Genomic DNA, 26,960 nt, shown 5'->3' with positions numbered 1-26,960 from the left:
ATCAGTATGCTTACGAAAGAGAGAAGCAAGGGGAGGAGGTAAATTATGATATCGGTTGAACATTTAACAAAATGTTATGGTGATTTTACGGCTGTTGATGATCTTTCTTTTGAGATCAATGAAGGGCATGTATATGGCTTTCTGGGACCCAACGGAGCCGGAAAATCAACAACTATGAACATCATGACAGGATGTCTTTCAGCAACATCAGGGCATGTAAGAATTGACGGCTATGATATTTTTGAAGAACCTGATAAGGCAAAAAAGCTCATTGGCTATCTTCCGGAGCAGCCCCCATTATACATGTCTGAAACACCTTTGGAATATTTAAAATTTGTGGGTGAAGCAAAAGGACTACGGGGAGCAGAGCTTAAGAAACAGATTGAGGAAGTTATACAGCGGACAAAACTTACAGATGTGAAAAACCGCTGTATTTCAGCACTGTCTAAGGGGTATAAGCAGAGAGTGGGAATTGCTCAGGCCCTTCTTGGAAACCCAAAAGTCATCATTCTTGACGAACCAACCGTTGGTCTTGATCCAATTCAGATTATCGAGATCCGTGATCTGATCAAAGAACTAGGAAAAACACACACGGTGATATTCAGCTCTCATATTCTTTCAGAAGTACAGGCAATTTGTGATCAGGTACTTATAATTTCTAAAGGAAAGCTGGTTGCTTTTGATGAGCCATCAAAGCTTGAGAAGTTGTTGATGACACCAAATGAGATAATCATCACTTCCGATGCTACTAGAGAAGAAATTAAGGAGACATTGGCAGATGTCAACCATATTACCGATATGAGCTTTGACGAAAGAAATACAGAATATGCTGTTGCTCATATAAGAACAGATCATGATAATATCTATGATATTTCAGGTGCCATTTTTTCAGCTTTTGCTGCAAAGGGTAAGGTACTTTTGGAAATGACATTGAAAAAGGCAAACCTGGAAGATGTATTTATTGAGCTTACAGAAAACAATAACAAAGATAATGCTTCTTTAGGAAGCGAGACTGACATGGAAATAACGGAAAGTGAGGAGGTTGCCAGATGATAGCGGTTTTGAAACATGAGTTGCGAATTTATTTTCATTCGCTGACAGCATATGTTTTTGGAGCATTCCTATTAGCATTTGTCGGAATAGGATCAGTACTCTATAACATACAGGCAGCAGTCAGCAATTTTGAATTTGTTCTAAGCTTTGGCAGCCTTATATTTGTAGTCATCGTGCCAATATTAACAATGCGTATAATCTCAGAGGAAAGGAAACAAAAGACTGATCAGCTTCTTTATTCCTTGCCAATCACCACAACAGAAGTGATTGTTGGCAAATTTATTGCCCTGCTGACGGTTTATTTAATTCCACTATGCATTGTCTGCATATACCCATTAATCTTTTCAAAGTTTGGTGATGTGTATCTATTGACATCCTACGGCTCTATTTTAGCTTTCTTTATCATGGGTAGTGCTTTGATTGCAGTGGGAATATTTATATCTTCCCTCACGGAAAATCAGGGATTTGCAGCTGGTATTGGTATTGCTGTAATTTTACTCAACTACTATAGCGTCAGTCTATCGGAATATGTATCCTCTACAGCTATGGGGGCACTTGCAGCCACGTGCGTAATTATCCTGGTCCTAGGGGTTGTCATCCGAAACTTGACAAAAAATTCGAACCTTGCCTATGGATTTTGCATATTAGCTGTAGTGGGAACTATGATTGCTTACCTCATAGATGCAACTAAATTTGAAGGCTTGTTGCCAAGTATTATGGCGAAGCTGTCACTGTTTGAAAGGTTTAATGTTATAGTAAATGGGGTTTTTGACATGACTGCCATCATGTATTATATAACAATTATTGTATTCTTTTTGTTCCTGTCTGTGCAGTCACTGGAGAAGAGGAGGTATAACTGATGAAAAAAATAGAACTTCCAAAGTTTTCATGGCTTACAGAAAAAAATCGAATTGCTTCCCGTGGTGGATCTTATTCTCTGATCATGACCGCAGTAGTGTTAGCTATTATGATCGTAGCAAATCTTTTTGTTTCTTCTTTGCCAACAAACCTAACCAAATATGACATCAGCTCCTCAAAGCTATATTCCATCACTAGCAACACTAAAGTGGTGGTAAATGCTCTGAAAAAGGATGTAACCATCTATTGGATTGTACAATCCGGTAAAGAAGATGATGTTATAGAAAACCTCTTGAGCAAATATGATAGTCTTTCTGACCATATTAAAGTAGTTAAAAAGAATCCGGATGTATTTCCTACATTTGTAAAACAGTATACGGATGAAACAGTTAAAAACAATAGTCTGGTTGTAGAAAGCGGAGACCGTAATAGGTTTATAAGCTACGATGATATTTATCTTAAGGAAAACGATGTTTATACCTATTCCACAAAAACCTCCTTTGACGGAGAAGGGGCTATTACCTCTGCTATAGACTATGTGGTTAGTGAAGAATTTCCTCAGTTATATCTGCTGGAGGGACATGGGGAAGCAGAACTTCCAGCTAGCTTTAAAGACCAGATTGAAAAAGATAATATTGAGATAAAAAAATTATCTCTGTTGAAGGTGGATTCCATTCCTGAGGATGCAGATAGCATAATGATCTATGCACCGGAAAGCGACATTTCCGAAGAGGAAAAGAAAATGTTGGAGGGCTATGTGAAAGATGGCGGAAAGTTGCTTGTAATGGCAGGACCAACGAAGGACGGAATTCTGAAGAATCTGTACAGCCTACTTTCAGTCTATGGGGTAGAGACCTATGAAGGTATTGTAGTTGAGAAAGACAGAATGCATTATGCATTCCAGTCACCTTATGTACTGCTGCCGGATATTGCCAGCCATGAAATTACAGACTCTCTGATTGAAGAAAAGTATTTTGCAATCATGCCCATATCTCAAGGGCTTAAAATAAAGGAAACATCAAGCATTGGAGAAGTAACTGCCCTGCTTAACACCTCAGATACCGCTTTTAGCAAGACAGCAGGATTCAATATAAGCAACTATGAGAAAGAAGAAGGAGATATCGATGGACCGTTTACTTTAGCAGTTTCTATTACAAGCACCAACAACGGCAGGATTGTATGGTTTGCATCTTCTGTCTTCCTAGATGAGATGTATAATACCTACTCATCCGGAGCTAACGTGGATCTGGGAATGAATGCAGTATCTTCATTGATTGGACAGAGTGAAGCAATAGCAATCCGCAGTAAGTCACTGGATTATAACTATTTGACCATCAGCGACTCCACTTCCTCTATGTTGAAAGTGATAATGATCGGTGTATTTCCACTGCTTTATCTGACTGTTGGCATTTGTGTAGTTCTGAGAAGAAGGAGGATGCAAAATGAAACGGTCTAAAAGAATCTATTTATTATTGGGAATTTTAGTTGTTGCCTGCATTGCAACAATTATAGTGAGAAGGGTCGAAGAGCATAAAGAAAAGATTAAAAACAGCGATGAGATTATTCTAAAGATTCCCAGTGAGTCTGTGAAGACCCTATCTTGGGAATATGAATCAAATACCCTTTCCTTCCATAAGGATGAAAAATGGATTTATGACGAGGATGAGGACTTTCCTGTAGATGAAGAAAAAATCAATGAGCTTTTGGCACAGTTTAAGGAATTCGGGGTATCTTTTATTATTGAAGATGTAGAGGACTATGGTCAGTATGGTTTGGCTGACCCGACTTGTACCATCAAATTCTCAACAGATGAAAAGACTTATGAAGTTAAGCTAGGGGATTTCAGCACCATGGATTCACAACGATATGTGTCCATTGGAGATGGAAATGTTTATCTGGTAAAAAATGATCCTCTTGATCATTTTGATGCAACTCTCAGCGATGTGATCCACCATGATGAAACCCTACAATTTGATAAGGTTACAGAAATTAAATTTACAGGAACTGAAAATTATAATGTTGTATATGAAGAAGGAAGCACTAACACTTATAACGACGATGATGTATATTTTGCACAACAAGATGGAAAAAAACTACCCCTTGATACTACAAAAGTGAAAAGTTATCTGTACAACATAAGCAGCTTAAGTCTGCTTAACTATACAACATATAATGTGTCAGATGAGGAACTGAAGAAATATGGCTTGGATGCACCTGAATTGACTGTAACTGTAAATTATACTAAAAAGAATGATGACGGTGAAGAAATCTCAGATACCTATGTATTAAATGTAAGCCGTGATCCGGAAGAAAAGAAAGCTGCCGAGGCCTCTGAAAAAGAAGACAGTAATAGCTCGGAAGAGAAAGAGATTACTGCATACGCAAGAGTGGGGGAATCAAAGATTGTATATAAAATTACTTCTGCTGAGTATAAGAACTTGATGGCAGCATCTTATAATTCATTAAGACATAAGGAAGTATTTGCCGGAGATTTTGCGGATATAAATAAAATTGATATTTCTTTGGAAGGTACAGACTATACCATCACTACCGAGAAAAAGGATGACAAGCGTACTTACTATTATAAGGAGGAAGAGCTGACAATTACTAATCTCAAGAGTGCTCTGCAGGCACTAGAGGCAGAAAGCTTTACCGATGAACAACCGAAGCAAAAGAAGGAAATCAGTCTGACACTCTATTTGGATAACGAAAACTTCTCGAAAATCCAGATTGATTTGTACAGATATGACGGAACAAATTGCCTTGCAGTGGTCGATGGCAAACCAGTATCATTGATCAAGCGATCCAATGTGGTTGATTTGATTGAGGCTGTTCATGCAATTGTATTAGACTAAGGTGCAATGATGTCTATCGTTGATTATATTAATGGTAGACATCATTTTGACGTTACAGATCTTGAAGTAATTAGCCCCAGTAGGATAATTAATATCTATCCTACTGGGGGAATATTATCGTTTAACTACCTCAAAGTTATCTTCTATCAGCAGCCAGTTTTGAGGGAAGGGAAGTCCTAATTTCCAGTAGCTTACTCCACGTAAGCCAAGTTCCTTTACAAGGTCAAATTTAGCTTGAATTGACCTAGCATCCTCAAACCATACTTCATGCTGTCTTCCTTGATCATCTGTATAATAAAAGTAAGTGGCCTGAGCCTTGGTGTCATAACTGATGTCCACATTATTTTCTGCTGCTATCTCAATGGCCCGCTGAGGACTTACAGCTTTGGCATATTCTCCTCCAGGTACAAAAGGAAGTGTCCAATCATATCCGTACAAATTCTGCCCCATCATTATTTTTGACGCAGGCATTTCAGTCAAAGCATATTCAACAACTTCTCTCACCGGTCCAATTGGGGAAACTGCCATTGGTGGGCCACCGCTATAGCCCCACTCATAGGTCATTAGCACAACAAAGTCTGCTATTTCTCCATGTGCTCTATAGTCATGAGCTTCATACCATTCACCGGCCTGAGTAGCACTGGTTTTAGGCGCCAGGGCCGTTGACATTAGGAAACCTTCAGCAGATAATCGCCTCTTAGCTTTCCTTAAAAAGTTATTATAATTTTCTCTTAATTCTGGAGGCAAAAACTCCATATCAAAATGTACATCTCTAAAATTATACTGTCCTGCTGCAGCTATGATATTATCCAGCAGACGGTTCTGAACTTCATCATTTGTTAGAATTATTCTTCCAAGTTCTGCACTGAATTGCCCTTCCTCAAGATTTGTAACCACTAACATCAGTGTGGCTCCATTTGCTCTAGCAATGTTTGGCAAATTACCCAATGGGGGTGCCTTTAGGCTTCCATCTCTTTGAATCTGAAAGCTAAAGGGTGCCAGATATGTCAAATGTGGTGCTGCATTTCTGGCTGATTGCTGCAATTCGGCGCTGACTGTGCCACCTAAGGGTTCAATATAAGCGTTTATTTCTGCCTCTCTTCGAGGGGTTGGTGGTATATACAATCTTTGACCAACTTGCAGAGGCTGAGTTGTTGAAATTCTATTGACCTGTGCGAGAGCCTGATAGTTTAAGCCAAATTTTCGGGCAATGGTGTATAAACTATCTCCAGGTTGAACCCAATAAAAGCTGCCTACGATGGGTACTACCAATGTCTGGCCAACCACTAATTGATTGGGATTTTCCAACTCATTGGCTCCTACGATAGCGGCAATTGTGGAGTTATATAATCTAGCTATTTGAAGTATTGTCTGTCCAGGTTGAACTACGTGAATCTGCATGGTATCTCCTTCTTTAAACAAACTTACCTATACTATTATATGATGATGGGGTAGAAGTGTACTTAAGTATAGTTTCTGTGTATATAAAATGTCTTGGACTTTTTATTGCAATATTGGTAAGCTTTGCTTAAAATCAAGTTAGAGAAATAAATTTTGCAAAAATAATAAAAGGAGATTCAGGAGATGGGACAAGTTAAGATTTTGGCCATAGGAAATAGTTTTTCTGAAGATGCAACTCACTATCTGCATCAAATTGCAGCAGCTGATGGCATTGACACAAAAGTAGTAAATCTCTATATAGGTGGATGTTCCTTCTACTGAATTTGCGCCGGGTGAAGTTGTTGATCTGAATGCTTTAAGGGTTATCAAGGAATGTGTTCATGAGGTGGCTAACAGTAACAACTATAAACTTTGATAACAGCTGTTTTTTATGCAAAGGGAGCTGTGGTATTAGCAAATTTTAAATTGCTAATACCACAGCTCCTTTGTTTTTACATTTTGAACATACTTAATAGAGAGATTAATCCTGATAACCGGATAATTGCTGCTTAGCGTTATTAAGAGCGTTAATAGCTCCTTGTATTTTATTTTTGTTTTCCGGTTTTTCTGCAGAGTTTAGTGCTTGTTGTAGTGTGCCAACTGCGTTTTGTACAGTTGAAATGCATTGATCAACATAATCTTTTGCTTTTGGCATAGAGAACCCTCCTTAAAAGTAATTTACTAACTTAGTTTGCTTCAAGTTTTAGAAGATATACTTATAAATATTTGCATTTTTTATGGGGGCTAAAATATTACAACATAATACTTGAGGTTTATAAGAATAATAATAAGGAAATATCTTTATAAGGAGGAGTGTTACTTAATGGAAAGAAGTCATGTAGACCCGGAAAAGCTGGAAAAAGTACCTTCTGGAAAACCCTTTGAATATAAGGATGTAGTGGAGGATAGCTTCGAAGAAGAAGAACATACGGAAGACGGAAAGAGATTTAAAGCAGAAGTGTTGAACGGAGTATATCCGGATGTGAAAATTGAAAAGGATAATGGAAGCCGTCTTGTATATAGAAAAGAATAATTTAAATTGACATTTAAGATGCAGTAGGTGAATTTTGTCCTTCGCCCTGCATCTTTTATTTATCAATTTAATAAAGGAAAGCTCATCGTGTTTAATCCGGAAACTAAAGTTTTTTACAAAATAAAATTTTAAAAGTTTAGAAATAATATATTGAAATTCAATAAACAAAAAGATATTATGTTTATATGATATATAAATATAATAAGTAGGTGTTCGAAATAATGAATGAATTACTTTGGAAAAGCAGTGTGGAAGATATCAAAAGGGGGTATGCCTATCAGGAAGACAAAGAGAAATATATATGCCTAATGTGTGGAGAAAGCTTTGAGGAAGGATACATTTATCAAGCTGATGATGAGCTTATGGAAGCTAAAAAGGCTATCGTAAAGCATATTGGGAAGAACCATGGATCAGTATTTGAGTATCTTATTAACATGGACAGAAGATATACCGGTCTGACAGATATCCAAAAAGAGCTGGTTGAAAGCTTCTATAAGGGTATCTCTGATAAAGAAATTACAAAATTACATGGAAACAGTGCTGCAACAATTAGGACTCAGAGGTTTGCCTTAAGAGAAAAGGCCAAACAAGCAAAGATATATCTATCTATAATTGAGCTGATGAATGAAAGTATGGAGGTTTCAGGTAAAAATGCTGAAAATGAGACAAAAAATCAACTTATTGAGATTCATTCAGGGGCTACAATGATTGATGATAGATATGCAATTACTGAGGAAGAAAGAGAAAATACCTTAAAGATATACTTTTTACCACAGGAGAACTTAAAACTCAAAAAGTTTCCTGCCCGTGAGAAGAAAAAGGTAATAGTGCTTAAGAAAATAGCAGGGGCTTTTATTCCCAAGAAAAGGTATACTGAACAGGAGGTTAATGATATTTTGAAATCTATATATGATGACTTTGTCACATTGAGAAGATACCTCATAGAATATGGTTTCATGGAAAGAACCAAGGACTGCAAAGAATATTGGATAAAAGAATAGGAGGGGCAGTATGGGGACGCTTCACAACTATTTAGATAGTAAAGGAATTATAAAGGTTTGGCCATCTAAGCGTACGGATAAGATAACAGTATTAAATCATCTAGTAAAAAGCTTTCAGTATAATAAATTCTATACTGAAAAAGAGTTAAACAAAATAATTGATGATAACCATAGTTTCAATGATTATTTTATTTTACGAAGAGAGCTAATAGATAACAAACTTATATGCAGAACTAGGGATGGTGCTAAATATTGGAGAGGAGATTTTCTTTCCACAATAGGTATAGAGACACCAAGGGCTACACTAAAATATTATGATAATGAAGTTATTGGAGACCTTAAGGAAGTATATCTTTCTTGTGGTTATATGATTGAATATTGTGGGGTTGAGCATAGGGAGGAATACATTGAACAGTGCTTAAGGGAACCGGAACTTCCTCCTGGGGGTAGTAAAGAATTTATTAAATTTAGAAGCATAAAAAGTAAAGACACTGGGAAGGTTATTGGTTTTTTAGAATATTATATGGGTTACCCTAACAGCAACACTATCTGGATAGGAGGTTTGTTTATTCACAAGGACTTCCAAAGAATGGGATATGGTGAAGAAGTTGTTGGTGAATTTATAAAGAAGTCAAAAGAGGCTGGTTTTAATACAGCTGGGCTTGGAGTACACTTAAAGAATTGGCAGGCACTAAGATTTTGGACGAAACAAGGGTTTAATACTATTGGAGGTATCTATGGTGATGAACACTATGGGCTTAACACTTTTTCTACAATGAAGCTGACAATGAAATTATATTAGACTTATTCTTGCAGAAGGAACTTTTAACAGTGGAAAATGATTGAATAAAAAAAGTAGTAGCAGAATAGAAGGAAATTGCGAATCAGTGACAAGTGAAAAGTGGCAAGTGACAAGTTATGGATGAAATTCAGCTTGGCTGAATTTCTTATATTTTAAGCTTATCTCAGCTTTGCTGAGAAAAGATATCCTAAACTTGTCACTCTTAATTTGTCACTATAGAAACATCCCTTTGTAAGAAAACTATATTATTCCTCAAAAGGAAACACATATTGTTGAAGGTTGAATTCTTTTTTTAGAGATAAGATGTCTTTCTGTAGCGCTAAATTTACCGGCACTCCTTTATCCTTTCTATAAAGCCATGTTTCATATTCTTTCTCGCCGGGGGTATAGATTCTATCTTGTCCCGGCGCTTTCTTTGAGTTTCTCAAGGATCTCAAAATATCTCCGGCAATCTTTTTAAACTTGTCAAGTTCAATAAAATGTTCAATGTTTATAGCTATGAAAAAGTGGCCAAGATGATAGGGCCTCTTTGCACCATCAGCGTCGATGCCGTTCAATGCCTTTAAGAAGCTTCCCGCCTGGAGGGCTGCTGACAGTATTTCCACTACCGTGGCATAACCATAGCCCTTATAGCCGCCGGTTTCTTCACCAATTCCGCCTAAGGGGGCTAAGGCCGCTGTTCCCTTTACTAGGTCTTCCAATACCTGGTGGGTATCCGTTCTGGCATTTCCGTGCTCATCTATTATCCAGCCTACAGGGAGTTCTTTTCCCAGACGGTCATATACTTCTATTTTACCTCGTTGGGTAATTGAGGTTGCACAGTCTAAGAAGAAGGGAAACTCTTCGTCTGTAGGCATTGAAAAGGTCAAAGGATTAGTACCCAGCATATTTTCTACACCAAAGGTTGGAGCAATTGAGGGCCTTGCATTGGTACCGGTGATACCTATCATGCCTTTTTCTGCTGCCATTAAGGTATAATAGCCGGCGATTCCGTAGTGTGAAGAATTTCTTACTGCAACCATGCCTAGGCCAAATTTCTCAGCCTTTTCTATGGCCATACTCATGGCCTTATTTGCAATAACATGACCCATGCCATCGTGGCCATCTATAACTGAGGTGGCCATATTGTCCTTCACTATTTCTATATTGGTAATGGGATTCAAAATACCTTCACGGATCCTATCGATGTAAATAGGCTTAAGTCTTCCTATACCATGGGAATCAATACCTCTTTTGTCTGCGGCAATCAATACATCAGAGCAAATTGCTGCATCCTCTTCCCGTAATCCTGCTGACATGAACACATCCTTCATAAAATTATACATAGTATCAAAATCGATCCAATAAATTCTGTCTTCCAAAGCTCCACCGCCTTCCTTAAAATTTAAATAAGTATCAAATGATGATTTAATTCTATGAATTTTTTTCAGGAACCTTAGTTAATATAAGACCACCTAGTACGAATAATAAAATTATACTGAAGACACCGTTATTTGTTATTTCTCCTAGTCTTGTATCATGACGGATTAAAGCTTCCTTTGCTTCTTTAGAATAGAAGCCGTGTTTGTGCCTTTGCCAATCCAAGTCCGTATAGTGAATCAGCATGAGATTTGGGCTGTAATGCTTTATTGTGTAAAGAGCATTTTCATGAACGAAATCATCTAAGTATGGTTCCTGAAAGCCTCTTCTAAGGTGTCCCAACTTCTGATTTAAGATAAACTGATACCAAGGACTGCCGCTGAGTATGGAAACAATTATCTGATTGGTCCAAGGACGGTTTGCAAATATTTCTGGCATACTATATTGTATGCGGGAACGTCCGGTAACAGGCCATAATAGTGCTGCTACTTTTAAACCCTTATCAATAGCTTTATCATATAGGGTAGGTCTACTTATGTACTTTCTGTACCAATACCAATCGGGTTTGTCCCTTCCCGGCTGCAGCAGGGTATTGTTTATTACACCATGATTTTTAGGATATTTCCCTGTTACTATTGTTGCAAGTGCTGGATAGGTGAGAGAGGGATATATAGATTTAACTCTTTTGCAATAAGAGGAATTTCTTAAAAATTGACTAAAGTTTGGCAGGCTGTTTATTGTTTCAAAGTCCAGGGTTGACAATGCATCAAAGGAGATAACTATTAAAAGCTGTGGAATTTCGAACAAATTATCAGCTCCTATGGTATTTATAAAAATGTATACGTTTTGATTATATTCTATCATAATAACATAATTTTATATAGAGAGGGACGGTTCGCAACTTTTATCATTTTGGCGCCACAATTACACTTTAATAGTGAAGCATATCAAAATAAAAAAAGCATAGAATTATTACAAGGAAATGCTGTATAATATAATGATTGGAAGTAAAAAAAGATATTTGAATATTCAAAAAAATATATAAAGTATCTAATTATTTAGTATAATAGGTTTTATTAAAATATTTAGAGGGGCGTTGATGTATGGATAAGACCAGAAAGGTGATTTTCATCACCGGGGCCTCCTCAGGCATCGGTAAAGCTACTGCGCTGTATCTTGCAAAAGAGGGGGCAATAGTGTACGGAACAAGCAGGAGTCCAAAAATAGATAAAGATATGGACAAGTGGAACATAAGGATGATAACAATGGACTTGACTGATGAGGCTTCAGTTAAAGCTGCGGTGAAGGGGGTGATGGATAGAGAGGGAAGGATAGATGTGTTATTTAATAATGCTGGGTCAGGAATTTCAGGGGCACTGGAAGATACAAATGTTGAAGAAATTAAAGAACTTTTTGAGACTAACTTCTTTGGCATGGTGAGAGTTATAAATGAAGTGCTGCCGCATATGAGAAAGCTAGGTACAGGAATTATCATTAACAGCTCTTCTATTGGGGGAGTAATAGGCCTGCCTTATCAAGGGGTATACAGCAGTACAAAGTTTGCGGTAGAAGGGTACAGCGAAGCACTTAGCAAGGAAGTGAGAAGATTTGGAATAAAAGTATGTATCCTTGAGCCGGGGGATTTTAAAACTGGATTTACAAGCAGAAGAAAATTTTCTGCAGCTACCAGCAAAAAATCCTGTTATTATGAAGATTTTTTGAAGACTGTTTCTGTCTTTGAAAGTGACGAAATTAATGGATGTAATCCGGAAATTATAGGTAAGCTTATAAATAAGATTATACATACCTCAAATCCCAAACTCAGATATGTGGTGGGAAACTTTGAGCAAAAGCTTTCTGTACTGGTTAAAAAGTTCTTGCCGGGTAGGGTCTTTGAAAAGATAATAATTAATTATTATATGGGTAAAGGTATAAAAACAAATGATGAACTGGAAAGAGTAGATAAAAGGTTTAATCTATAAAGATTATTATATGGAGATGAAAAATTATGAGAGATTCAGTTAAAAATCTTGATGCTCTGAAAAAGTCCTCTATGGATTTTAAAAGTATTTTTGAGATCATGATGAGCAATCAAGGTGCTGCTTGTGAATTTATTGAAGAAGATAAAATTATTAAATGGACTTATACTGATTATAAAAATAAAATTTATAAAACCGCTGGTAAGCTGGAAAAGCTAACCTCAGAAATAAATAAAGGTTCTTATATAGCCCTAAAGATGGCAAATTCTCCTTGGTGGCCTATTATGTTTTGGGCTATTTTGATGACCGGCTACAAGCCTTTATTGATAGATGCCTCTTTGAATGATGAGATGACTTCATACTTAGTAAAGCAGGCTGATGCTAAGATGATTATTACAGAAAAAATAGAAGCTGATGAGGAAGATACTGACTTTAAACCTAATTGGGACAAAGAGTTCGCTCTTTGTACATCCGGAACTACTTCCTCCAGCAAAGTATATTATTATACCGGCGAGTCTGTTTGCTATCAAGTGTGTAATACTGAGAGATTTATAATAGAGAGTGAACGTATAGCACCCAAGCCTGGAGATAAGATACTGGCTTTTTTGCCCCTTCATCATATATTTGGCTTTATGGCATCATATATATGGTATTGCTTTCATGGGGCTACGTTAGTTTACATAAAGGATAGGTCACCGGAAACTATTCTGCAAGCCTGCAGGAAACATGGAGTTACTCATATAACTACAGTGCCACTGCTGCCAAATAATATAGCAAAATCAGTGTTAAGAAAAGTAGAGCAGGCTTCCTTTGGAAAGCAGCTGTTGTTTAAGACAATGCTCAACACAAGCATTCTGCTTCAAAGAATCAATGCTAAATTTGGACTATCGGTGGCTCAGAAGATGTTCAAGAGTGCACTGAACAATTTGATGGGACCTCAGATAAAGTGCATAATCAGCGGCGGCAGCCATATACCCTATGAAACCTTAAAATTGATTAATGGTATTGGTTATTACCTAACCAGCGGCTTTGGCATGACAGAAGTTGGTATAACCTCCTGCGAATCAAGCGAAAGTCTAAGCAAGAGACTCAATGGCTCAGTGGGTACCGCTTTGGAATACGTTGAGTATAAGGTTGAGGGTAAGGACAATGTTGGTGAGCTTTTTGTAAGAGGTAAAGCAATACACAGCGGAAGGCTTATAGATGGTAAACATATACCGGCAGAGCTTGATGAACAAGGATGGTTTAGTACCGGAGATATCGGTAGAATAAAGGGTGACAGGCTTTGGATTGAAGGTAGGGTAAAGGACATCATAGTGAACGAGTCCGGAGAAAATGTATATCCTGACGAATTGGAGGATTATTTCGACAAGCTTCCCTTTCATAATCAATTGTCAGTGCTGGGAACTAAAAAGGATGAAAATTATGAATATATAACCTTGGTACTCAGCATGCAGAAAAGCATGTTGACAGAAGAAAACTACGATAAGTTAAGAAACTCTATAAACAGAATAAATGGGACCCTTCCTGTTATGAAGAGGGTAAATAAGGCTTATTTAACCAGCGATCCTCTGCCGGTGGTAAACGGAATAAAGGTAAAGAGGGGACAGCTTAAAAAGTTTATAGAGAATAAGGAGATCAACCTGGTAGAACTAGATCTTAAAGGTAATGGATTTGAGGTGATGGAGGCTTCAAAGAAGACTATGAAAATAGAGGAAAGATATAAAAAAGACTTTGAAAATATTAAGGATGAAATAAGAAAAGCCTTCAGTGAGGTGCTCCACTTATCCGAGGAAAGTGTCAAAGACGATGCTCATTTCATTGATGACTTAGGCGGAGACAGTCTATCAAGTATAAGTCTTCTTGTTAAGGTTGAAGAAAAGTTCAATATAGTGATACCGGATTCTGAATACTATAATTGTACAAATGTAAATAATCTTTCTCTATTGATATTAAAGAAAATAATGGGCATACAAGACTACTCGGAATCAACGTCAGACTCTGAGGGGGGAGCTGTAACACCCATTACTAATTTCGAAGATTCCAGGGAGTATCAACAATTCCTTGTAAGACAGAAGGAAGCAGAGAAAGTGGGGAATCCATATTTTATCTGCCATGACTCAACTATAAGAGATGTATCCATGCTTAACGGAGAAAAAGAAATCTTGAATTTTGGATCTTATAACTATGTTGGAATGTCAGGTCACCCTGAAACTGTTCAGGCTGCAAAGGAGGCAGCGGAAAAGTACGGTACTTCCGCCAGTGGAAGCAGAATCCTTGCAGGGGAGAAGCATCTATATCAAGAATTGGAAGCACGAATTGCAAAGTGGAAACATGCAGAAGATGCTATTGTATTGGTAGGAGGCCACTCCACAAATGTAACCTTTGTAGGTAACTTTTGTAACGAAAGGGACATTATACTTTATGATGCCTTATCCCACAACTCCATAGTTCAGGGTACGCAGTTGTCAAGAAGTGATGCCAAGGCCTTTCCGCATAATGATTTCGCAGCTCTTGAAAGTATTCTTAAGAATGTTCGAAACATGTATGAAAAGATATTAGTTGTAGTTGAAGGCGTTTATTCAATGGATGGAGATATTGCCCCAATTCCTGAATTTGTAAGACTTAAAAAGAAGTATGGCTTCTTCTTGATGGTAGATGAAGCACATTCAGCCTGTGTAATAGGTGAGCATGGAGGTGGGGTAGACGAATACTTCAAGCTGGATCCATATGACATAGATATCAAAATGGGTACAATTTCTAAGGGCTTAGGAACCTGCGGAGGTTATTTGGCAGGAAAGAAGAGTCTCATAACTTACTTGAAATATAATGTTCCGGGCTTTGTGTTCTCCGTTGGAATAAATCCCCCTTCAGCAGCTGCCACTTTAAAAGCTATTGAAATTTTAGAGCGTGATAATTCAGCGGTTAAGAGATTGCACAGAAACATAGAAATATTTGTATCCGAAGCTCATAAGAGAGGGTTGGATACATGTCTTGCAGGCAAAACAGCAATCATACCTATTATGGTAGGAGATGACAATGATGCCTTCCTTTTAAGCAATTTACTGTTGGAAAGAGGGGTCTTTGTACCTCCGGCAGTATATCCTGCAGTGCCAAAGGGACAGTCAAGACTTAGATTCTGTGTAACCAGTGAGCATAAAGAACATCAGATAATCAGGGCGCTTGATTTGCTGATTGACATAGCTAAGGAATATAAGATAGACATGTTTAAGGAAGAGGAAGAAGCAGCAGTTTAATAACAGAAAAGACGGGGAAGGTCCCCGTCTTTTAATGTTCACTGCATAATTATGTTAAGGCTCTAAATTCTTTAACGTTGTCCTCAATGGCATTATTCTTAAAAATGCTTGAACCGGATACCAGGATATCAGCACCACAGGCTGCAATTCTCTGGCAGTTTTCAAGGGTAACGCCGCCATCAATACTTATTTCATAGCTGTAGTTGTGCTTTTCCCTGATTTCCTTTAAGGCCTTTACTTTATCAAGAGTATACTCGATTAAGGACTGGCCTCCGAAGCCTGGGTTAACACTCATAATAAGGACTAAATCCACCTTTGGAAGCAAATGCTCCAAAACAGAAACCGGCGTAGCGGGATTGATAGAAACACCGGCCTTGACCTTGAAGCTCTTAATGAGGTCTATTAGGCGGTCGATATGTATCTCACTTTCCTGATGAACTGTTATATAGTCAGCTCCGGCTTTAGCGAAATCTTCTATGTAACGGGAAGGCTTTTCAATCATAAGATGTACATCAAAAGGCAGCTTAGTATAAGGTCTTAGTGATTTTATAACCGGCAGGCCTATAGAAATATTGGGCACAAAGTTTCCGTCCATTACATCTATATGAAGCAGGTCAACCTTGGCTTTTTCCAAAAGTGCTACCTGTTCTCCAAGCTTTGCAAAGTCCGCGGATAAAATGGATGGTGCAAGTTTAATCATAACTAAATCCTCCAAATAAAATATAGTGTATACAATATTCTAGTAAGATTATAGTATATTATTCTTTTACAGTACAGTATTTTAATATATAATTAAATATGTGACTGTGAAGGTTGTAAATACAAAGCAACATATGAAATATATGAGAGGGAATTGGGGACAATATTAATTAAAGCGTAAATATAGAAAAAGAAAGTTGGTGTTTTATTTGAGTAATGCTGAAAGCAAAAAAAAGAGTTTTGTGAGCGATTTCCTTGTCCCAATATTGGTGGCATTAGTACTGGCTTTTATAATCAATAAGTTCATAGTATTTAAAATATATATACCTTCAGAATCTATGTCTCCTACCTTAGAGGTTGGTGATAACTGTTTTGCCACGGTGGTATACAATAAAGATAATATAAAAAGAGGCGATATAATCGTTTTTTATTCAGAGGAGTTAGACTCCTTGCTTATTAAAAGAGTGATAGGCTTACCCGGTGAAAAGGTGGAAATTGATGACACAGGAACCGTATATATCAACGGTGAAAAGTATGAGGAGCCCTATGTTGTTAATCAGAGCGATATGATGGGAAGTTTTGAAGTACCGGAAGATCACTATCTATTCTTAGGAGATAACAGAGCCAATTCTAAGGATGCAAGGTTCTGGCAAAATAAGTACATACATAAGGACAATATAAAGGGAAAGGCAAGAGTCACGGTATTCCCCTTTAATAGATTTAGAATATTAAAGTAACTGGGGGTATAAACATGGATAATAAGGATTTCCATATAGATAAAGAAGAAGTGATCAGTGAAAGCATAAAAGAGGCTTTTGAAAGAAACCTTGAGGAGGAAAGATTAGAGTATACCAAAAATGTTATTAAAGCTGAGATACTAAAATATATTTCAAAGAGAAAAGAGTTTGGACAGTATATCTTGGAATATAGGAAGAATGTTCTGGACGAGTATAGGGAAGATGAAGATAAAATCACAGAGTATTTTGATCATGAAAGGTTTGTGAAAGAAGAAGCTTTTAAAACCATAGACAGAAGATTAAAGGAACTGGTTATCTTAGAAAATGCCCCTTACTTCGGTAGGGTTGATTTTACTGAATTAGATTCCGAAGACGAGGAAACTGTTTATATTGGAAGATTCGGACTTACACCTGAGGGAACCTATGAACCCCTGGTAGTAGACTGGAGGGCGCCTATAGCAGCTCTTTTTTACAGCGGAAAGCTTGGAAAGGCAACCTATAAGGCACCGGTAGGAGAAATAGAAGCAGATGTTTTGTTAAAAAGACAGTTTATAATAAAACGTGGCCAACTTACCGGAATGTTTGATAGTGCTGCTGAAGTAAAAGATGATATATTACAGCTTGTATTAAGTGAAAATAGTTCACAGAAACTGAAAGATATCGTAATGACTATTCAGGAGGAACAGGATAACATTATAAGGCAGCCAAGGACTAAGACCGTAGTGGTAAATGGGGTTGCTGGAAGTGGTAAGACTACCATCGCTCTCCATCGGGTGGCCTATCTGTTATATAACTATAGGGATATTTTGCAGGACAAAGTATTGATTCTTGGACCTAACAGTATTTTTATGGAGTACATCTCCATGGTATTACCAAGCCTGGGTGAGGTGGGGGTAAAGCAGAGAACTTTTAAGGATTATGCAATGGAGCTTCTGAATATCGAACATATTATGCCTTTTAAGGAATATATGGAAAAAGTGCTGGCGGGCGATAAAGAACTCCTAGAAGATATAGGCCTGAAAAATTCACCTCATTTCATAGAAATCTTAGATGAAAAGCTAATGGAACTGGATACAGACTACTTTAAGGCTAAGGATGTGTATCTGGAAGATATATTAATTATCAGTGCTAAGGAAATTGAGGAGTTATTTACTGTTCATTATCATAACTTGCCCTTATTCAGAAGAACCAGAAAGGCAAGAAGAATAATCTTTAGCAAGATTAAAGACGTAAGAGATGACCTAATAAGAAAAGTCAAAGAGAGTATAAGCAAAAAATTGCCTCTATGAGTCCTGAACAGCTTAACGCCCAGGGAAGCCAGCTTGAATTTATGAGACGCAGTAAAATTAGAGAAATATTGAGGGCATCTTTAAATACAAAGGAAGCTCTGAGCTGGCTTGATAATCCCTCCGTAATGGAGATCTATGATAAAATGAATGGCGGCAGAGAATTGATTTATGATGACTTGGCGCCACTACTTTATATCAGCTTAAAGCTTAAGGGAAGACTTAGTAAGGAAGATATAAGACATGTAGTTATAGACGAAGCTCAAGATTATAGTATTTTACAGTTTAGAGTGATTAAAGAAATAACAAATTGCTCTTCCATGACCATAGTAGGTGATGTGAATCAAAGACTGCTTCCTTATGCAGAGGCCGTGCCAATGACTGAACTCTCCTCTGCTTATAAGGAATTTGGCATTGAGTATTTTACTTTGGAAAAAAGCTATAGGTCTACAAGAGAAATAATGGAGTATGCTAACAGATATCTTAAGGATTCAAAAATAGTTCCTCTTGTAAGGAGCGGTGAAGAGGTAAAAGAAGTGGGCTACAAAGAAGAAGAGGAGTTAAAGGAATTAATAAGAGAATGCCTTGAGCAATATAAGAACCGTGGCTATGAAAATATAGCAGTTATAGTACGGGATTTAACACAGTTAAATTATTTGAGGGCTCTTACAAAAGGGGAAATTCCTATTAGAGTTGTGGATGATGAAGACCTGATTTTTGCTGGTGGTACAGTGCTTATGCCATCTTATTATGCTAAGGGCTTAGAGTTTGATGCAGTTGTTATTGTTGATGTGATGCAAAGTAACAATAGCATAGATAATAATATAAATTACGTTATGTGTTCCAGAGCTCTTCATGAGCTTACTGTGATTAAGAAAAGCTAATAATATAAACAAATAAAAACACAGTTTATGCGTTTAAACTGTGTTTTTATATTGAAACTAATCTCCAGCGTTGACTTTGTAAAAGTTGTCAAGACATTTTCTCTCCGATACTTTTAACCGTTGATCTGACAGTTCTAAAAGCCTGCAGCCGATTATAAGAGAACATATATATACTGTTATTGCATCCATTGCCTTGAATTGTGCTTCTTGCTCTGACTGAGCCCTTGAGTTTAGGATGTAGATTTGGCTTAAAGCTTCTACAATAGCTTTTGGAAGGAAATCATAATTTTCAAGTTTTTTTATTAAATTTCCAAAGGAAAGCAACCTAAATTTAAACTTCATAACAGGATGAAGCATTGAAAGAAAATATTTGATAATTTCTTCTAAATACTTTGAACAATACAATATAACATATGTACTGTTATAATTTATATTACATATTTCTATTTCGTCTTTAGCACACTGAATTGGTGTCATAAAGCTCTTAATACTGTGATGGGGATGATATGGAATTAATTGTGCTTGTAAATTCCAAAGAATACTGACATCGTAATTAATATTTTTTTCAATTCCATTAGCAATGTTATTGAGAGTATCCAAAGAGTGCTTGTCTAAAATTAGGAAAGCTATGAGTTTAGTTTCGGGATAACATTTCGGCATAATTATACCCCCTTGCAGTTAAGGTTGATATGAAATTTAATAAGATTAAAAAATGCATTAAATATATTTCACAATATATATTTTACTATAAACCAAAAGTTTTTCAATAGAAATTGTACAAAGCGCTTTATTTATTGTTAAAATAAACAATATAATATATACTAGATATTATAAATAAAATAAATTTAAAATAACATTAAAGGAGGACTTGTAATGAGATATACACCAGCAGCAAACAGATACGAATCTATGAAGTATAATCGATGCGGAAAAAGTGGATTACTTCTGCCGGCTGTCTCCTTAGGATTATGGCATAATTTTGGAGGTATTAACACTTTTGAGAATATGAGAGATATGTCGAAGACTGCCTTTGATTGTGGTATAACTCACTTTGATTTAGCTAATAATTATGGACCACCACCAGGATCAGCAGAAGAAAACTTTGGAAGAATTCTAAAAGAAGATTTTAGAAATTACAGAGACGAGTTAATTATATCCACTAAGGCCGGTTATGGCATGTGGCCGGGACCATATGGCGACTGGGGATCAAGAAAATATTTAATTTCTAGTCTGGATCAAAGCTTAAAAAGACTTCAATTGGATTATGTTGATATATTCTATCATCACCGTCCGGATCCTAACACTCCATTAGAGGAAACCATGACTGCTCTTCATGATATTGTTAAACAGGGAAAGGCCTTGTATGTTGGCATATCAAATTACAATGCAGAAGATACGAAAAAAGCAGCACAGATAATGAGAGAGTTAGGTACTCCATTACTTATTCATCAACCAAACTACTCTATGCTTAACAGATGGATTGAAGACGGGTTGCAAGAAATTCTGGAAGAAGAGGGGATGGGTTGCATAGCCTTTAGTCCACTGGCACAGGGAAAGCTTACCACCAAGTATATTAATGGAATTCCAGAGGACTCAAGAGCTGCTGGGGCTTCTGTATTCCTGACAAAGGAAGCAATCACAGAGGATTTATTGACAAAGGTTAGGGCCTTAAACAAAGTTGCAGAGGAAAGGGGCCAGACTCTTGCTCAAATGGCTCTAGCTTGGGTGCTTAGAAAAAATAAAGTAACTTCTGTGCTTATTGGCGCAAGTAAGTCCTCTCAGATATTAGAGAATGTTAGAATAGTTGAAAAGCTTGAATTTACAGAGGATGAGCTGACAAGAATCGATGAGATATTAAATAAATAGTTTTAGTAGAGTGAGGGGCTATAAATGTATCCATTAAAGTTTGAAAGCATCTATTTTGAAAAGATCTGGGGAGGAAGAGAGCTTGAAACCTTAAAGGTGGATTTACCTGAAGGTGATATTGGAGAAAGCTGGGACGTCGCCTGCCATGAGGATGGTACAAGTAAAGTAGCCAACGGCGAATTAAAAGGTATGTCCCTAGATAAGCTCATTGTAGCTAAAGGTGATCAATTAGTTGGAACCAAAATTAGTAAAGACAGATTTCCATTATTATTAAAGCTGATTAATTCCAATGATAAATTGTCCATACAGGTTCACCCTGATGATGAATATGGTTTCAGGGTTGAAAATGGGCCTGGAAAGACAGAGGCATGGTATGTAGTGGATGCAAAAGAAGGTGCTGAGCTCATAGTTGGAGTTAAGGAAGGCTGTACAAAGGAACAATTCAGAAAGGCTATAGAAGAAGGAACACTGGAGCAGTATATGAATAAGGTTAAAATAAAGAAGGGCGAGACCTACTTCATCAGGAGCGGTTTGATGCATGCAATTTGCGAAGGTGCCATAATAGCAGAAATACAGCAGAACTCTAATACTACCTACAGGGTTTATGACTATAACAGAGGCAGAGAAGTACATATAGACAAAGCCATGGAAGTAGTTAATTTAAACCTTAAGGGTAAAAAGAGTGAAGGATTAAAGATAGAGAAGGATGGCTATACTAAAACCTATCTATGTCTGGCAAAAGAATTTTCTTTGGAGAAGTACGATGTGGAGAAAGAACTCACAGAATACAGCGACCCTGAGAGATTCTTTATCTTCACCTGCGTTGAGGGCAGCGGAGTAATAGAATATAACAATGGGAGTGAAACCATCACCAGAGGTGAAAGTGTTCTCATACCTGCAGCCTTAGGAAAGTATATCTTTAAAGGCAAGATGGTTGTCCTAAAGAGCTACGTTCCTGATGTAAGCAAAGTAGAAAAGGAAATACTTGAAGTGATTAAAGGCTAGAAAGAAAGTGCATAGCACTTTCTTTAACAATGAGTAATGAGCAATGAGTAATTAAGGAGGGTTTTTCTCCGCTTTACTACGAAAAATCTTTAATTTTATAATTTTTATAGGCATGCCATAGCATGCCAAATTTTTTAAGAAACAGTAGATGAATAAGTTTTAATTAGCAACACTTTTCTAAAACAGAGCATCATATAGTAAGAAACTCATTACTCGTTACTAATTACAAAACTACCAATCAGAGAAGTCTTTGTCTACGGTGATAATGCAATTATATTGTGGATGGAGCTTTCTAACCTTATTATTTATGGCTTCTTTAAGTTTACTTACATGGTCTGAGGATATCTTTCCGGAGGTTCCTATAACAATATCAAAGATAATGTTCTTATGCTCTCCTTCACCTACAATTCTAAAGTCATGCATGGACTTGACTTGTTGAAATTGTAATAAGATCTCTTCAATCTGTCTTCTTGTCTCGTGAATTTCCTCATCATCGACATTGATGGGATCCATATGGATTAGTAAAATTATATTCAGTCTTTCTGAAATTTCTCTTTCTGCATCATCAATTACGTTATGAATTTTTACTATATTTATATTAGCCGGGACTTCAGCGTGGATAGAAGCAATACACCTACCTGGGCCATAGTTGTGTATTATAAGATCATGCACCCCGCTGATATATTCATAGGACATGACAGCCTCCCTAATGGCCTTTACCAGTTCTGCATCAGGGGCTTCTCCCAGCAGCGGATTTAGTGTTTCCTTTACCAGTTTAAAGCCATTGTAGAGGATAAGCAGTGCTACTGCAATACCAATATAACCATCAAGAGGAAAAGATGTCCACAATGACATCAACAGTGAAAAAGCCACAACACTGGAGGTAATTACGTCACCTAAAGCATCAAAGGAAGAAGCTTTTAAAGCGGAAGAGTCAATCCTTTTACCAATGAGACTATTAAAGCGAGAAATCCAAATCTTTGTCAATATAGATATCAGCATCAATACAAAGGGTATGGTTTCAAACTCAACCGGTGATGGATTAAGGATCCTATCAAAGGAGGATTTAACAAACTGCAGCCCAACGAACATTACCATGAAGGCTACTATCAAGGCAGAGATGTATTCATATCTTCCATGGCCAAAGGGATGCTCTTCATCTGCAGGCACATTAGATAACTTAAAGCCAATGATGGTCACCAAGGATGAGGCACTGTCGGTAAAATTATTGAAGGCATCAGCTGTTACAGCTATACTTTGGGTAAAAAGGCCCACCAGAAGCTTCATGACAAAGAGCAGCAGGTTTACAATAATACCAACAACACCGGCCAGCAGACCATAGGCAGAGCGAACCTTTCCGCTTTTTAAATTATCACTATCTTTTATAAAAATCTTTATTAATAATTTCCATAACATAAATAACACCCCATTTTGAGCAAAAGTATAAAGTACAAAATACAAAATCATAGGTATTGCCTATAAGCATAATAATAGTATATCATAAAAAGCATAATATTACATATTAAAAAGCCTAGATTATTTTGGAGGTGCGAGATGAAAGACAATAGAAAATATGCAGAGGAGCTTTTAGCTTTTATAAATGAAAGTCCTACCGCCTATCATGCGGTTTTAACTACAGAGGGAATTTTAAAGAATAAGGGATATGAAGAGCTTAAGGCTGAGGATAAATGGAATATTGTGGCCGGAGGAAAGTATTATACTAAAATAAATGATTCTGCCATTTTTGCTTTTAATGTAGGACTTGGAAACATAGAGGAACATGGTTTTAAAATAATTGGAGCCCATACGGATTCACCGGGGTTCAAAATAAAGCCTAACCCGGAAATCTGTGCAGAAGGCAAGTACATATCACTGAATACAGAGGTATATGGGGGACCTATAATGAATACCTGGTTGGATAGACCTCTTTCTGTGGCAGGAAGAGTTGCTGTCAGAACAAATGGTTTACTCCCTAAGACACTTTTTGTTAATATAAAAAGGCCAATTATGGTAATACCAAACCTGGCCATACATTTTAATAGACAAGCAAATGAAGGAGTTCCGGTAAATCCGCAAAAGCATACCCTTCCCTTACTGGCAGTTATCAAAGACACAGCAGAGAAGAATGAGTATTTAATTAAACTGCTTTCCAAGGAACTTAAGGTTGAAAAAGAAGAGATTTTAGACTTTGACCTATATTTGTATGAATACGGGAAAGGCTCCATTGTTGGCTCTGAAGAGGATTTTATCTCATCCGGAAGACTGGATAATTTGGCTATGGTTCATGCAGGCTTGGAAGCGCTAATAAATACGAATAACCAAGGCGGAGTAAATCTGTTAGCATGCTTTGACAATGAGGAAGTGGGAAGCTCTACAAGGCAGGGGGCAGATTCAGAAGTTCTTCCGCACATATTGGAGAGAATTTTATTATCCTTAGGAAAAGGAAGAGAGGAATTATTTAGGGCTTATGCTCAATCCTTTATGATTTCAGCTGATTTGGCTCATGCTATACATCCTAATTCCACTGAAAAATACGATCCAATAAATAGGGCTGTAATTAATGGCGGACCGGTGATTAAGGTAAGTGCAGCCCAAAAGTACACTTCAGACAGCGTAACTGCAGGAGTTTATGAAATGATATGCAAGAGGGCAGGGGTGCCAGTACAAAGATTTGTAAACCGATCAGATGAAAGAGGCGGATCAACCATAGGGCCGATATCTTCAACTCACTTGCCCATAAGATCTGTAGACATAGGAACACCAATACTTGCAATGCACTCTGTAAGAGAACTTGGTGGTGTGGACGATCATGGCTATGTAATTAAGTCCTTCATAGAATTCTTCAGCAATTAGTCATTACTCATTAACTATAAAATAGTGTTGCATATTGTGTATATTTATGCTAATATTAAGCTAATTTAATAAAGAGATACCTATGTTAGAGGTGCTGGAATTAATAGTATTCATGAAGAGCCGGCAGGCATTGACGCATGAAGAAAGGAATTCCAGCCGAAGAAAATGTTTTGGCAGAGGCGTTTTCTGGCTTTGCATAGAAGATATGCAAGGTTGTCACCGATTATGATGAGGTGGAGAGCTACAAGGTGCACAAAGTTGTATTTAGATCCCTATATCTATACAGCAAAGGTGTTCCTTTGCTGTATTTTTATTATCTAAATATTATTTTTATGAGTCAGATCCACGGATAAACTTTACAATACTAAAATATTATTTTGGTGAATTTATAGAAATGCTCACATCCTTTACTTTTATGGATAAAATAGTAATAGATGAAATTATTACTAGGTCATCTGTAGTGTAATTAGGAATGAAGAATACCTCTAGGGGGCCGATAGAATGTCTGAAATATTTAGTATAAACAATAATGATAACTTTTATGAAATACATAAAATCTGTGCCCTTAAGAGGGAAAATAAATTAAGAGCCATAGAAGTAGTTGAAAGTGCCCTTTGAGCTTAAAAATTGAGGATGGAGGGATAAAAAATGAGGTTGTTTGGTAGTATGAATATAATAGATAATGAACTCACAGTAGGTGGTGTAAAGTGTACAGATATGGTAAAGGAGTTTGGTACACCCCTGTATGTTTATGACGAGGAGCTATTAAGAGACAACTGCAGGAGATACATCAAAGCTTTCAAAGTGAATGAAAATAAAAATAGAGTTGCATATGCAGGAAAGGCGTTTCTTACATTGACAATGTGTAACATAATAAAAGAGGAAGGTCTATGTTTGGATGTGGTATCCGGAGGAGAACTATATACGGCATACAAAAGTGGATTTCCCATGGAAAGGGTTTATTTTCATGGAAATAATAAGACTGTGGAAGAAATTGAGATGGGTGTTAAGCTGGGAGTAGGCAGGTTTGTAGTGGATAATTTCTCAGAAATAGAAATTATCAGTGCAGTTGCAGGTGAATACAAGGTAAATCAGAACATTCTGCTTCGTCTTACACCAGGCATAGAAGCACATACCCATGATTATATAAAGACTGGGCAGGTAGATTCCAAGTTTGGCTTTACCCTGCTGAATAATAACACTTTAAAGGCTGTGAAAAGTGCAATTGAAAAGGAAAATGTAGAACTGGTGGGAATACACTGCCATATTGGGTCTCAGATTTTTGAAACAGAGCCCTATAAGGATGCTACAAATATAATGTTGACTTTAATGCAGAATATCTATGATGAGACAGGATATATGCTTTCTGAACTGGACTTAGGCGGTGGTTTTGGTATCTACTATAAAGAAGGGGATAAGCCTTACAGTATTGAAGAGTATTGCAGTAAAATAATTGAGACTTATGAAGAAAAGTGCAAGGAGCTCACCATTGTGCCGCCGATGCTGACCATTGAACCTGGCAGATCCATAGTCGGTAATGCCGGTATTACACTATATACTGTAGGGGCTATAAAGGAAATTCCGGAAATAAGAAAGTATGTGGCTGTGGATGGAGGAATGACTGACAATATAAGACCAGCCCTATATAGAGCCCAATATGAATGTGTTATAGCCAACAAAGTCAAAGGTGGAGAAAGTGAGCAGGTTACCATCTCAGGGAAATGCTGTGAATCTGGAGATATACTATTGACTGATATAACTATACCTGAAGTTAAAAGTGGAGATATACTGGCAGTGCTTTCCACAGGAGCATATGGATATTCTATGGCAAGTAACTATAATAAAATACCTAAGGCTGCAGTTGTGATGGCGTCAAAGGGTACAACAAGACTTATTTGCAGGAGAGAGACCTACGAGGACGTTATAAAAAATGAAATAATGTAACATCTATGAAAGAAGTGGCGAAGGCCACTTTTTTTTATATTTTCCTGTT

The 26,960-nt window shown here is 37.1% G+C and carries 21 protein-coding genes, 2 pseudogenes and 1 riboswitch; of the genes and pseudogenes, 16 read left to right on the top strand and 7 right to left on the bottom strand.

The features are described 5' to 3' along the window. Nucleotides 1-45: 45 nt before the first annotated feature. From FHY60_RS11270 to FHY60_RS11255, 4 genes are read left to right on the top strand one after another with little or no spacing between them, the layout of a single operon-like run. Nucleotides 46-1,053 (top strand): ABC transporter ATP-binding protein, encoded by a 1,008-nt coding sequence (locus tag FHY60_RS11270; protein WP_139905141.1) that lies wholly within the window; start codon nt 46-48, stop codon nt 1,051-1,053. Beyond that, nucleotides 1,050-1,913 carry an ABC transporter permease gene (locus FHY60_RS11265; RefSeq protein WP_139905140.1) on the top strand — a complete coding sequence of 288 codons (864 nt, stop codon included), beginning with the start codon at nt 1,050-1,052 and terminating at the stop codon, nt 1,911-1,913. The genes FHY60_RS11270 and FHY60_RS11265 overlap by 4 nt, the downstream gene beginning before the upstream one ends. Then, nucleotides 1,913-3,367 (top strand): GldG family protein, encoded by a 1,455-nt coding sequence (locus FHY60_RS11260; RefSeq protein ID WP_139905138.1) that lies wholly within the window; start codon nt 1,913-1,915, stop codon nt 3,365-3,367. The genes FHY60_RS11265 and FHY60_RS11260 overlap by 1 nt, the downstream gene beginning before the upstream one ends. Continuing rightward, a complete protein-coding gene (locus FHY60_RS11255) occupies nt 3,354-4,766 on the top strand; it encodes a DUF4340 domain-containing protein (protein ID WP_139905136.1) in 1,413 nt (470 codons plus the stop codon). The genes FHY60_RS11260 and FHY60_RS11255 overlap by 14 nt, the downstream gene beginning before the upstream one ends. 114 nt (nt 4,767-4,880) lie before the next feature. Here the strand turns inward: FHY60_RS11255 and FHY60_RS11250 are convergent, their stop codons facing one another. Next, on the bottom strand, nt 4,881-6,167 hold the full coding sequence (locus tag FHY60_RS11250; RefSeq protein WP_139905134.1) for a glycoside hydrolase family 18 protein: 1,287 nt from the start codon (nt 6,165-6,167) through the stop codon (nt 4,881-4,883). A 183-nt stretch (nt 6,168-6,350) separates the two neighbouring features. Between FHY60_RS11250 and FHY60_RS11245 the strand changes: the two genes are divergently transcribed. Then, entirely contained in the window at nt 6,351-6,488 is a 138-nt protein-coding gene (locus FHY60_RS11245) for a DUF4886 domain-containing protein (protein WP_139905132.1), read from the top strand. 199 nt (nt 6,489-6,687) lie between these two features. Here FHY60_RS11245 and FHY60_RS17945 read toward each other — a convergent pair whose 3' ends face one another. Beyond that, nucleotides 6,688-6,861 (bottom strand): hypothetical protein, encoded by a 174-nt coding sequence (locus FHY60_RS17945; RefSeq protein ID WP_180375398.1) that lies wholly within the window; start codon nt 6,859-6,861, stop codon nt 6,688-6,690. A gap of 168 nt (nt 6,862-7,029) precedes the next feature. Between FHY60_RS17945 and FHY60_RS11240 the strand changes: the two genes are divergently transcribed. The 3 genes from FHY60_RS11240 (at nt 7,030) to FHY60_RS11230 (ending at nt 9,042) form a co-directional block, all read left to right on the top strand. After that, the gene (locus FHY60_RS11240) at nt 7,030-7,239 is read left to right on the top strand and encodes a hypothetical protein (protein WP_139905130.1); all 210 of its coding nucleotides are present in this window, start codon (nt 7,030-7,032) and stop codon (nt 7,237-7,239) included. A 221-nt stretch (nt 7,240-7,460) separates the two neighbouring features. Then, nucleotides 7,461-8,240, top strand: coding sequence for a DUF2087 domain-containing protein (locus FHY60_RS11235; protein WP_139905128.1), 780 nt, complete (start codon nt 7,461-7,463; stop codon nt 8,238-8,240). Between the two features lie 10 nt (nt 8,241-8,250). Further along, a complete protein-coding gene (locus tag FHY60_RS11230) occupies nt 8,251-9,042 on the top strand; it encodes a GNAT family N-acetyltransferase (protein ID WP_139905126.1) in 792 nt (263 codons plus the stop codon). 245 nt (nt 9,043-9,287) lie between these two features. On the opposite strand, the gene FHY60_RS11225 is transcribed toward FHY60_RS11230, so the two are convergent. Both FHY60_RS11225 and FHY60_RS11220 read right to left on the bottom strand, forming a co-directional pair. Beyond that, complete coding sequence (locus FHY60_RS11225) at nt 9,288-10,403, bottom strand: Ldh family oxidoreductase (RefSeq protein WP_243122137.1); 1,116 nt, start codon at nt 10,401-10,403, stop codon at nt 9,288-9,290. Between the two features lie 136 nt (nt 10,404-10,539). Further along, a pseudogene (locus FHY60_RS11220) lies at nt 10,540-11,208 on the bottom strand (alkaline phosphatase family protein); the annotation flags it as partial. A gap of 296 nt (nt 11,209-11,504) precedes the next feature. Here FHY60_RS11220 and FHY60_RS11215 point away from each other — a divergent pair. After that, entirely contained in the window at nt 11,505-12,383 is an 879-nt protein-coding gene (locus tag FHY60_RS11215; RefSeq protein WP_139905122.1) for an SDR family oxidoreductase, read from the top strand. Between the two features lie 26 nt (nt 12,384-12,409). After that, nucleotides 12,410-15,637 (top strand): aminotransferase class I/II-fold pyridoxal phosphate-dependent enzyme, encoded by a 3,228-nt coding sequence (locus FHY60_RS11210; protein WP_139905121.1) that lies wholly within the window; start codon nt 12,410-12,412, stop codon nt 15,635-15,637. Nucleotides 15,638-15,686: 49 nt separating this feature from the next. Here the strand turns inward: FHY60_RS11210 and rpe are convergent, their stop codons facing one another. Then, nucleotides 15,687-16,337: a ribulose-phosphate 3-epimerase gene (gene rpe / locus FHY60_RS11205; protein ID WP_139905119.1), complete on the bottom strand. Its 651-nt coding sequence runs from the start codon at nt 16,335-16,337 to the stop codon at nt 15,687-15,689. A 208-nt stretch (nt 16,338-16,545) separates the two neighbouring features. Here rpe and lepB point away from each other — a divergent pair, with 208 nt between their 5' ends. Next, the gene (lepB, locus tag FHY60_RS11200) at nt 16,546-17,073 is read left to right on the top strand and encodes a signal peptidase I (protein ID WP_139905117.1); all 528 of its coding nucleotides are present in this window, start codon (nt 16,546-16,548) and stop codon (nt 17,071-17,073) included. 14 nt (nt 17,074-17,087) lie between these two features. Beyond that, a pseudogene (locus FHY60_RS11195) lies at nt 17,088-19,243 on the top strand (HelD family protein). 57 nt (nt 19,244-19,300) lie between these two features. Here the strand turns inward: FHY60_RS11195 and FHY60_RS11190 are convergent. Continuing rightward, nucleotides 19,301-19,903, bottom strand: coding sequence for a hypothetical protein (locus FHY60_RS11190; protein WP_139905115.1), 603 nt, complete (start codon nt 19,901-19,903; stop codon nt 19,301-19,303). 213 nt (nt 19,904-20,116) lie between these two features. Between FHY60_RS11190 and mgrA the strand changes: the two genes are divergently transcribed. Then, nucleotides 20,117-21,109 (top strand): L-glyceraldehyde 3-phosphate reductase, encoded by a 993-nt coding sequence (mgrA, locus tag FHY60_RS11185; protein ID WP_139905114.1) that lies wholly within the window; start codon nt 20,117-20,119, stop codon nt 21,107-21,109. 24 nt (nt 21,110-21,133) lie between these two features. Next, complete coding sequence (locus FHY60_RS11180; RefSeq protein ID WP_139905112.1) at nt 21,134-22,114, top strand: type I phosphomannose isomerase catalytic subunit; 981 nt, start codon at nt 21,134-21,136, stop codon at nt 22,112-22,114. Nucleotides 22,115-22,345: 231 nt separating this feature from the next. Here the strand turns inward: FHY60_RS11180 and FHY60_RS11175 are convergent, their stop codons facing one another. Continuing rightward, nucleotides 22,346-23,530 carry a cation diffusion facilitator family transporter gene (locus FHY60_RS11175; protein WP_139905110.1) on the bottom strand — a complete coding sequence of 395 codons (1,185 nt, stop codon included), beginning with the start codon at nt 23,528-23,530 and terminating at the stop codon, nt 22,346-22,348. Nucleotides 23,531-23,668: 138 nt separating this feature from the next. Here FHY60_RS11175 and FHY60_RS11170 point away from each other — a divergent pair, with 138 nt between their 5' ends. Together FHY60_RS11170 and lysA are read left to right on the top strand one after the other, a co-directional pair. Then, nucleotides 23,669-24,967, top strand: a complete 1,299-nt coding sequence (locus tag FHY60_RS11170; RefSeq protein ID WP_139905108.1) for a M18 family aminopeptidase — start codon at nt 23,669-23,671, stop codon at nt 24,965-24,967. A 78-nt stretch (nt 24,968-25,045) separates the two neighbouring features. Next, a riboswitch (Lysine riboswitch) is annotated at nt 25,046-25,219 on the top strand. Nucleotides 25,220-25,615: 396 nt separating this feature from the next. Then, complete coding sequence (gene lysA / locus FHY60_RS11165; RefSeq protein WP_139905106.1) at nt 25,616-26,911, top strand: diaminopimelate decarboxylase; 1,296 nt, start codon at nt 25,616-25,618, stop codon at nt 26,909-26,911. Nucleotides 26,912-26,960 lie beyond the last annotated feature (49 nt).

Origin of the sequence: Clostridium thermarum (genome assembly GCF_006351925.1) — a bacterium.
Taxonomy (GTDB): Bacteria; Bacillota; Clostridia; order Clostridiales; family Clostridiaceae; genus Clostridium_AU; species Clostridium_AU thermarum.
The sequence above is the reverse complement of the archived record's forward strand: the minus strand, read 5'-3'. Positions and strand labels throughout refer to the sequence as shown.

Coding starts and splice junctions, on each gene's coding strand:
- FHY60_RS11270 (WP_139905141.1), top strand. CDS start 46: ATGATATCGGTTGAACATTTAACAAAATGTTATGGTGATTTTACGGCT.
- FHY60_RS11265 (WP_139905140.1), top strand. CDS start 1,050: ATGATAGCGGTTTTGAAACATGAGTTGCGAATTTATTTTCATTCGCTG.
- FHY60_RS11260 (WP_139905138.1), top strand. CDS start 1,913: ATGAAAAAAATAGAACTTCCAAAGTTTTCATGGCTTACAGAAAAAAAT.
- FHY60_RS11255 (WP_139905136.1), top strand. CDS start 3,354: ATGAAACGGTCTAAAAGAATCTATTTATTATTGGGAATTTTAGTTGTT.
- FHY60_RS11250 (WP_139905134.1), bottom strand. CDS start 6,167: ATGCAGATTCACGTAGTTCAACCTGGACAGACAATACTTCAAATAGCT.
- FHY60_RS11245 (WP_139905132.1), top strand. CDS start 6,351: ATGGGACAAGTTAAGATTTTGGCCATAGGAAATAGTTTTTCTGAAGAT.
- FHY60_RS17945 (WP_180375398.1), bottom strand. CDS start 6,861: ATGCCAAAAGCAAAAGATTATGTTGATCAATGCATTTCAACTGTACAA.
- FHY60_RS11240 (WP_139905130.1), top strand. CDS start 7,030: ATGGAAAGAAGTCATGTAGACCCGGAAAAGCTGGAAAAAGTACCTTCT.
- FHY60_RS11235 (WP_139905128.1), top strand. CDS start 7,461: ATGAATGAATTACTTTGGAAAAGCAGTGTGGAAGATATCAAAAGGGGG.
- FHY60_RS11230 (WP_139905126.1), top strand. CDS start 8,251: ATGGGGACGCTTCACAACTATTTAGATAGTAAAGGAATTATAAAGGTT.
- FHY60_RS11215 (WP_139905122.1), top strand. CDS start 11,505: ATGGATAAGACCAGAAAGGTGATTTTCATCACCGGGGCCTCCTCAGGC.
- FHY60_RS11210 (WP_139905121.1), top strand. CDS start 12,410: ATGAGAGATTCAGTTAAAAATCTTGATGCTCTGAAAAAGTCCTCTATG.
- rpe (WP_139905119.1), bottom strand. CDS start 16,337: ATGATTAAACTTGCACCATCCATTTTATCCGCGGACTTTGCAAAGCTT.
- FHY60_RS11190 (WP_139905115.1), bottom strand. CDS start 19,903: ATGCCGAAATGTTATCCCGAAACTAAACTCATAGCTTTCCTAATTTTA.
- mgrA (WP_139905114.1), top strand. CDS start 20,117: ATGAGATATACACCAGCAGCAAACAGATACGAATCTATGAAGTATAAT.
- FHY60_RS11180 (WP_139905112.1), top strand. CDS start 21,134: ATGTATCCATTAAAGTTTGAAAGCATCTATTTTGAAAAGATCTGGGGA.
- FHY60_RS11175 (WP_139905110.1), bottom strand. CDS start 23,530: ATGTTATGGAAATTATTAATAAAGATTTTTATAAAAGATAGTGATAAT.
- FHY60_RS11170 (WP_139905108.1), top strand. CDS start 23,669: ATGAAAGACAATAGAAAATATGCAGAGGAGCTTTTAGCTTTTATAAAT.
- lysA (WP_139905106.1), top strand. CDS start 25,616: ATGAGGTTGTTTGGTAGTATGAATATAATAGATAATGAACTCACAGTA.